This window comes from Xanthomonas sp. SHU 166 (genome assembly GCF_000364685.1).
In the GTDB taxonomy this organism is placed as follows: domain Bacteria; phylum Pseudomonadota; class Gammaproteobacteria; order Xanthomonadales; family Xanthomonadaceae; genus Xanthomonas_A; species Xanthomonas_A sontii.
On sequence record NZ_AQOJ01000525.1, the window covers coordinates 1 to 7,658 of the forward strand.

At 70.0% G+C, this 7,658-nt stretch carries 9 protein-coding genes; all 9 read right to left on the reverse strand.

What is annotated here, in order from left to right; all coding sequences use genetic code 11:
* Window positions 1-140: 140 nt before the first annotated feature.
* Window positions 141-1,502: a VOC family protein gene (locus D180_RS13430; protein ID WP_017913196.1), complete on the reverse strand. Its 1,362-nt coding sequence runs from the start codon at window positions 1,500-1,502 to the stop codon at window positions 141-143.
* A 391-nt stretch (window positions 1,503-1,893) separates the two neighbouring features.
* Window positions 1,894-2,349 (reverse strand): hypothetical protein, encoded by a 456-nt coding sequence (locus D180_RS13435; RefSeq protein WP_081616486.1) that lies wholly within the window; start codon window positions 2,347-2,349, stop codon window positions 1,894-1,896.
* Between the two features lie 279 nt (window positions 2,350-2,628).
* Window positions 2,629-3,387 carry an HAD family hydrolase gene (locus D180_RS13440; protein WP_039729194.1) on the reverse strand — a complete coding sequence of 253 codons (759 nt, stop codon included), beginning with the start codon at window positions 3,385-3,387 and terminating at the stop codon, window positions 2,629-2,631.
* Between the two features lie 200 nt (window positions 3,388-3,587).
* Window positions 3,588-3,965 (reverse strand): hypothetical protein, encoded by a 378-nt coding sequence (locus tag D180_RS13445; RefSeq protein WP_017910738.1) that lies wholly within the window; start codon window positions 3,963-3,965, stop codon window positions 3,588-3,590.
* Window positions 3,966-4,191: 226 nt separating this feature from the next.
* Complete coding sequence (locus tag D180_RS13450) at window positions 4,192-4,581, reverse strand: hypothetical protein (RefSeq protein WP_017910737.1); 390 nt, start codon at window positions 4,579-4,581, stop codon at window positions 4,192-4,194.
* Between the two features lie 79 nt (window positions 4,582-4,660).
* Window positions 4,661-4,858, reverse strand: a complete 198-nt coding sequence (locus D180_RS13455) for a CPXCG motif-containing cysteine-rich protein (RefSeq protein WP_010340161.1) — start codon at window positions 4,856-4,858, stop codon at window positions 4,661-4,663.
* Between the two features lie 29 nt (window positions 4,859-4,887).
* Entirely contained in the window at window positions 4,888-5,577 is a 690-nt protein-coding gene (locus D180_RS13460; protein ID WP_043090978.1) for a M15 family metallopeptidase, read from the reverse strand.
* Window positions 5,578-5,773: 196 nt separating this feature from the next.
* On the reverse strand, window positions 5,774-7,138 hold the full coding sequence (locus D180_RS13465; RefSeq protein ID WP_043090979.1) for a peptidoglycan-binding domain-containing protein: 1,365 nt from the start codon (window positions 7,136-7,138) through the stop codon (window positions 5,774-5,776).
* Between the two features lie 65 nt (window positions 7,139-7,203).
* Window positions 7,204-7,509, reverse strand: a complete 306-nt coding sequence (locus tag D180_RS13470) for a lysozyme inhibitor LprI family protein (RefSeq protein ID WP_017910734.1) — start codon at window positions 7,507-7,509, stop codon at window positions 7,204-7,206.
* Window positions 7,510-7,658 lie beyond the last annotated feature (149 nt).

Consider the following 7,658-nt stretch of genomic DNA (forward strand, 5'->3'; position numbering starts at 1 on the left):
TGAGCAGCGTTGTTGTCTTCGGACACCATCGGGACTGAAGCCCACTCACAACGCACCGCCGTATCGTCGTGCGCGTGTGGCGACACGACGCTGGGAAACCGCTGTTGCGATTCCCCAATCCCCATTCCCCAATCCCCGCCTCAACCCACCAACGCCTCCAGCGAATCGCGCTCGATACCGGCGTAGATGGCGAACTCGTCGTGCACCGTCGCGCCCAGCGCCTGCTCGAACGCGGCGCGGTTGGCGTGCGCGGCGTAGGCGCGCTGTTCGCCGCCGCCGAGGTTGGACTGGAAGATGCCGGCGGCGCTGACCGGCAGGAAGTCCTCGTAGACGATCGGGTCGGCGCTGGCCAGGCCGTCGGCGATCAGCGCTTCGGCCGGCTTCCCGGCCAGGGCCGCAGCGCCGGCGGCGCGACCGGCATCGGTGAGGGCGTAGCGGAAATAGCCCAGGCCCTCGCGACGCAGGGTGGCGTAGTCGTCGGGGAAATCGGCGAACGCGGCCTGCAGGCGCGTGGCGTAGTCGGCACCGGCGCTGCCGTCGGCGGCGCGTGCGCGTTCCAGCAGCGCGTCGTACAGCGCGCGGCCCTTCGGCGTCAGGGCCAGGCCGCGCTGCTCGATCTCGCCGAACCGCGCGGTGTGGGTGCCGGCCTCGGCGCCGTCCGCGCCCGCGGGGAAGCGCACGGTTTCCTCCAGTGCCTTGAAGCTGGTCTGGCGCAGCAGGATCGGGCAGGCGCGGCGCGGCGGGCCTTCGATCACCGCCTTGGCGTCGATGCCCCGGCGCAGCATCTCCGCCTGCGCGGCATCGATGTCCAGGGTGCGCGGGGTCAAGTGGTTGATGTGCGGGCCATGGAAGCTGACCACGTCGGCGATCAACTTGTGCGCCTCGCTCAGCGCGCGGTAGGTCGGCAGACTCACGGTCGCGTCGCTGTGCCAGCGGAAGGTTTCCAGCGCCTCGGCGACGAAGCGCTGCGCGTCGGCGTCGGCCAGGCCGCCGTCGCGTTCGCACTGCGCGATCAGCGCGAGCGCGCCGTCGGTGAAGATGCGCCGCTTGGCGAGGATCTGCGCCGCCTGCTCGCGCAGCGCCGGGTCCTCGATCAGCTCCAGCCGCAACAGCGAGGTGAACACGCGGAACGGATTGCGCGCCAGCGCCGCCGCCTCCAGCGGGCGGAACGCGGTGGAGTGCACCGGCACGCCGGCCACCGACAGGTCGTAGTAGCCGACCGGCGCCATGCCCATCACCGCGAACAGGCGGCGCAGCGTGGCCAGTTCCTCGGCGGTGCCGACGCGGATCGCGCCGTGCCGCTCCTGGTCCAGACGCGCGCGTTCGTCGTTGCGCTGCAGCTGCGCCTCCAGTGCCGGGTCCGCGGCCAGGGTCTGCGCATTGACCTGCGCCACCAGCTCCATCAGCGTGCCGTACAACGGCACCTCGGTGCGGTACATGTCGGACATGGCCTGCGCGAACAGGCTGCGGATAGCGTCGGGCGAAACGAAGGCGTTGGTCATCGGGCGGTCCGGAGCGGCGGTGGCGCCGGCAGCAGGACCGGCAGAACGCCTATTCTCGCGCTGTGGCGGCGGCGCGGCCAGTGTGGATGAATGGGCGGCGCGTACCGGTGCGGCGCGGGAGTGGCCGGCACCGCTGTCTCCTTCTCCCGCCGGGAGAAGGTGCTCCGCAGGGGCGGATGAGGATCCGGGCGCAGCCTTGTGCTTACAAACTGCGTGAGGCGCTGCGCGCACCGACCCTCACCCCAACCCCTCTCCCGGGGGGAGGGGGCTAGGTGTGCGCTGACGTTGCTGCATAACGGTGCCTGCGTGGCGTGCAGGGCAATGGGACGTTCGCGCAGCGACATGGGCGAACGTGCAGGCGGCCGCTCTGTGTCGTTGTGCTCCCCCGCGCTTAGTGCGTGCGCGTGGATCCGTCCTGGGGCTGCGTCGCAGCGCGGTCGCGGGTGGCGCGGTCGCCCAGCTGCCGGCGCAACAGCGCGTCCAGCACGATCGGCCGATCCCAGTGGTCGTAGCTGGCGACGATGGCATGGCGCAGCGCGCGGTAGGCCAGCGAGCCGGGCGGCGCGTCCAGGCCGCTCGCCACCGCCGCCCAGCCGGCCGGAACGCCGGCCGCGGTGCGGGCGCGCACCACCTCGCGGTAAGGCCGTCCCGCGGCCTTGGCCAGGAACGCGGCGACATAGACATCGCGCGGCGGCCAGCGCCGATCGCGCAGCAGCACCTCAGCATAGCCGCGCGGCATCTGCGCGTAGCGCGCGACCTCGTCGAGGAAGCTGTCGGGGTAGCGCGCGGCGTAGCGGTCGATGTCCAGCAACTGCCGATCGATCCAGGCATCGTCGGTGCCGGGCACCTCGGCCGGTACCGTTTCCCCGCTCTCGGAGGCAGGGGCGCGCGCGGGCGTCCCCTGCGCCATGGCCGGGCCGGCAGCCAACAGGGCGGCGCTCAGTAACAGACCGGCAGGAGACGGAAGCGGAGGCATGCGTCGATTCTGCCGGAGGCAGTGGGCGCTGTCAGCGCGGCGAGCTGACAGCGATGCCCACCGCAGACTCGGCGATGTCGCGGCTGAAGCCGCTCCTATGCGACACCGCCAGCGGCCGGTGATGCCAACGCCGCAGGGCGAGGGTTCCACTCAACCTCGCTGCAGGCTCGCCGCATGCCGGTTGAGATCGGCCACCGCCTGCGGCCAGTCCGCGGCCGCGGCCACTTCGCGCAGGCGCGGTTCGTCGGCCGACAGCCCGTGCTCGGCCTCGTGCGCCCAGGTGGTGGTGTACGGCGTATGGATGCCCCAGCCGCCGAGCGCGATCACCGGCTCCACGTCCGAGCGCAGCGAGTTGCCGATCATCACGAAGCGCTCGGCGCCGATTCCGAACTCGGACAGCACCTTGGCGTAGGTCTTGGGATCCTTCTCCGACACCACCTCGATACGCGGGAACAGCTCGCCCAGGCCGGACTGCGCGATCTTGGCTTCCTGATGGAACAGGTCGCCCTTGGTGATCAGCACGATCTCGAACTCGGCGGCGATCGCCGCCACCGCCTCGCGCACGCCGGCGATCACCTCCACCGGATGCTGCAGGGTGGCGCGGCCGATCTCGACGATGCGCCCGATGTCGTGCGCGGAAATGCGCGCCTCGGTCAGCTCGATCGCCGCCTCGATCATCGACAGGGTCATGCCCTTCACGCCATACCCGAAGACCTTGAGATTGCGGCGCTCCACCGCCAGCAGATGCTGCAGGGTGCCGGCATCCTGCAGGTCCAGGTACTGGCCGAGGATGGCTTCGAACGCGGCCTCGGCGTCGCGGTAATAGTCCTCGCTCTTCCACAGGGTGTCGTCGCCGTCGAAGCCGACCAGGGCGATGGGAGAGGAACGCAAGGCGGTAGGTGTCGGCATCATCCGCCAAGCATAGCAGCGGGTCGCCGACCAATAGACGACAGGCACTGCCCTGACGCACAACGCACGACGGCGGCCCAAGGCCGCCGTCGTAGTGAAGCGTCAGCGTGCACCACAGGCTCGTGGTGCACCAGGGTCGGCCCCGGCCAGGCGGCGCGCGTCCTCATCGCCGCGCGACCGCCGTGCCGGTACCGCTCCGGTTACTGGCCGCCGTTGCTGTCGCTGCCGGTCGCCGCGCCGCCCTGCTGCTTGGCGACGTAGGCCTTGTACTCGTCCGGGGTCAGCTTGCCGTCGTGGTTGGCGTCGGCCTGGGCGAAGATCTGGCTGAGGCCGGCGTTGACCTGCGCCTCCTGCTTGCTGATGGCGCCGTCCTTGTCGGCGTCCACGTCGGCCCAGGTCTGGGCGCCGCCGGAGGCCGCGCCGGCCTGCCCGCTCTGGCCTGTGGCGCTGGTGGACGACTGCGTCTGCGCCTGCGCGGCGGCATCGGCCTGCGCGTCCTGGGCGAACGCCGGCAGGGCCAGCGCGGCGGCGAGAAGGGCGGCGGTACCGATCAGCGGGGTGCGGGTGCGAATGTTCATGGGTGGATTCTCCTTGGCTCTCTCGGTGTGGCATGTCCGGTCGATTCCGGAACACGGCGCTACCGTGCCGGTCTCAGACTGAATCCATTCCCTGTCGAAATCTGCTGCAAAACGCTTCGTTAACCACGACGTCTGCGCAGCGCGCTACCGCACTGGTTAGGATTCCGTCAGCAAGCAGTAAGGCGTCCATTCGAGACGTTTGAATTGCAGAAAGAAAACGTCTGTTTCAGCGTGTTTCGTGACCGCCGTCGCCGGCGTTTTCGCTTGAACGCGCCCTGAATACGACCCACGCCAGGGCCACGCCGGAGAGGGCGCCGGCCACTTCCAGCACCACCCGCGAACCCAGTTCGTCCGGATCGTGGATGCTGGCCAGGGCGATGCGCGCGTACAGCGGCGACTCCAGGCGCACGATGCTGGTGTAGAACAGGTTCCAGCAGTCGATACCGGCCGCCACCGCCACCGCGATCAGGCAGGCGCCGCCCAGCTGCTGACCCTCGGACCAGCCCAGCCGCCGGCCCAACCACTGCCACAGCGCATACACCAGGAAGCCGACCGCCAAGGCGATCAGCCCGGCTTCCAGCGAGCCCAGCAGGCCGAAATGCAGCGGCAGGTTCATCGGGTGTCCTCGGTCGGCAAGGCCGCAAGTCTAGAGCGTGTCGCGCATCGGCGTACGAGGCACCGCGCCGGCGCGCGGATCAACTGGCGTTTTCGGCGATCGCGCTCACCACCGGCGCGCCGTCCTCGTCCCAGCGCACCGTCATCAGCATCGGCTTGCAGCACACCTGGCAGTCCTCCACGTACTGCTGCACGTCCACCGACGGATCCAGGGCGACGTCGATCCATTCGCCGCAGTAAGGGCATTGCAGGTCGACGAACTGGTGCGTGCCGGTCATGGGTGGTCCGTGGCGAAGGCGAGGAGGCGCTAGCGCACCGGCACGTCGAAGGCGACGCCGGGGCTGGGCTCGGGCTGGAAGGTGTAGTGCCACCATTCCATCGGATAGTTGACGAAGCCACGCGCGGCCATCGCCTTCAGGAGCTGCTGACGATGCGCGCGCTGGGTGGCGTCGATGGCCGGCGTGTCGGTGTGCGCGCTGGGGTCGAAGAAGTCGAAGCCGGTGCCCATGTCCACTGCGCGGCAAGCACCCTGGCGGCAGTCCAGCAGACCCAGATCGACGGTGGCGCCACGGCTGTGGCCGGAGTGTTCGGCGATGTAGTCGCCGAGCAGCACGCCCTTGTCGAGCTTGGGGTAGTAGCGCGCCTTGGCCACCTGGTCCTGCGGATCGCGCGCCCAGGCGACGAAGGCGCGGACCGAGCGCTGCGGCCGGTAGCAATCGAACACCTGCAGGCGGTAACCCTTGGCCTGCAGGTCGCGTTGCACCTGCGCCAGCGCCTTCGCGGCCGGCGCCAGCAGATAGCACTTGGGCGCGTCGTAGCCGGGCACCGGGCGACCGGTGAAGTTGTCGTGGCCGGCGTAGCGGATGTCCATCGCGATGTCCGGCGCCAGCGTGTGCACGTCGACCAGTCCCGCCTGTTCCGGCGTGGTCGCCGGTGAGGTGGTCGGTTCCACCGCGAACGTAGCAGGCACGACGGCGAACGCGAGCGTCAGGCCCACTGCGTGCAGCGCGCCAGCCCGGCGCCCGGGGCGCGACGAAGAAAGGTGGCGGCAGAAGCGGTCATGCGACATGTGTGCAGCATAGGCCATGGCCGCGGCCGCTGTCCTGCCGCGCGCCTGCAACGACGCGCGATGCGAACTGCGCAATGCAGGGCGGCCACCGGCGCGTGCCGATGACCGCCCTGCGCGGCGCGACTCAGCGCCCGGGGGCTTGCGACTGGGTCTGGGTGCGCTGCTGGTCCTGCACCTGCTGCTCCTGCGCCTGGCGCTGGGTCTCGGCCGCCAGTTGCTGCTGGCTCTGCTCCAGCGGCACGGTCGCCGCCTGCTGACGGTCGACATACGCGCGATGCACGTCGTGCGCGTTCTCCGGATTGCGCTGCACCGCGATCATGCCGCGGCCATCGGTGCTGGCGACCAGGTCGTCGATGCGCGACATGCCGCTGACCTTGGCCTCGAACGCCAACTGTCCGGCCGCACGCTGCATGGACTCGCGGTCGCCGTAGCCACCGTTGCGCCCCTGCTTTTCCAGCTGCGCGACCGCCTGGTCGAACAGCGGACTGTCGCGCCGCAGTTGCTCCACGCCCTGCTGCCGCTGCACGCTGCGGTCGATCGCGCCCAGCGTCTCCGGGCCGGCCTTGCCGTCCACGCCCTTCAGGTGCTGGTCCTGCTGGAACTTCTCCACCGCCGCTTCGGTCTTCGGGCCGTAGGTGCCGATCGCATCCTTGGCCTCCAGGTAGCCGAGCGTGGCCAGTTTCTCCTGCAGGCCCTTCACCGCCTCGCCCTGCGCATTGCGCGCCAGCACGCCGTTGTGCGCGGCCGGCTCGCGATGGCCGTCGTGCGGCTTCGGCGCGGTGTGCCCGTCGCGCTGCTCGCCGGGCTTGGCCACGGTCTTGCCCAGGTCGGCCAGCTTGAGCAGGTCGGCCTTCTCGTTCTCGGCGCGGTTCTCCAGCGAGTCCAGGGTCTTCTGCTTGTGCACGCGCGGGAACAGCTCCTTGACGTGCTCGGCCTTGTAGTCCTGCACCGCGCTGACGATCTCCTTGTCGGAAATCTTGGACAGATCCGCCTGCTTGCCGAACTTCTCTTCCATGGCGCGCAGGAACACGCCGGACCCGCCCGGCTTCTTGTCGCTGCCGGGGCCGTACTGGACCGCGGTGCTCCACATCGCGTCCTGCACCGCCGGGCCGCGGTCGGACAGGTCCATGCCCTTGTCCTTGAGCCGGTCGACCAGTTTGTCGAAGTGGGTGCGCTTGATGTAGTCGTGCTGTTCCTGGCCGAAGCCAGGGTCGGTCTTGGCCAGTTCCTTCCACTTGGCGCTGAACTCGGCGGAACCCGGCTTGAGGCCGGCGAAGTCGTCGCTGTACTTGCTGTCCTTGACGAACGCGGCGACGGTGCCGCCGTTGATGACCTTGCCCTCACGGGTCGTCGTCTGCGAGGTCATCTGGTACGAGCCGTAGGACACGCCGCCCGGGTCGTCGACGCCGGAGGACACGGTCGACGCGCCGCGGCCGCCGGTCTCGTAGTGTTTGGAGGTCTGGCCCAGTTCCCAATCCTTGTCGCTCATCGCGTTCTCCTTGGCAGGACGCGCGGCGTGGAAGGCGCCGCGCATCGGTTTCGATACAGGGGTGGTCAGTGCGCTTCGAGTTCGTCGGCGCGGTGCGCGGTCATTTCCAGCCGGCATTCGGCCGCATCCACGCGCTCGGCCTGGCCGCCGTCCGGATCGGCGACGCACTTTTCGTCGCGCTCGGCGATCCACTTGCGCTGCCGCTCGCGCAGCGCGTGCTGCTCGGCCTCGCTCAGTTTGGCCATCGCCGCCTTGTAGGCGGTGTTGAGGCGCTGGTCCTGGTAGGCGTGTTCGTCGGAAATGCAGTCCAGCATCGCCGGGGTCGCGCCGCCGGCGGCGGTGATGCAGGTGTCGTAGGACGGTCGCAGCACGGGCGAATCTCCTGAAGCGGTGGAAGGGGCGGGTGCCGCAGCCGGTGCAGCAGGCGTGGCGGCGCCCGCATCGGCCTGGGTACCGGCATCGTGCGCGGCGGCAGGGGACGCGGCGGCCGCAGCGTCTGCCGCCGGAGCGGCCGGTGCCT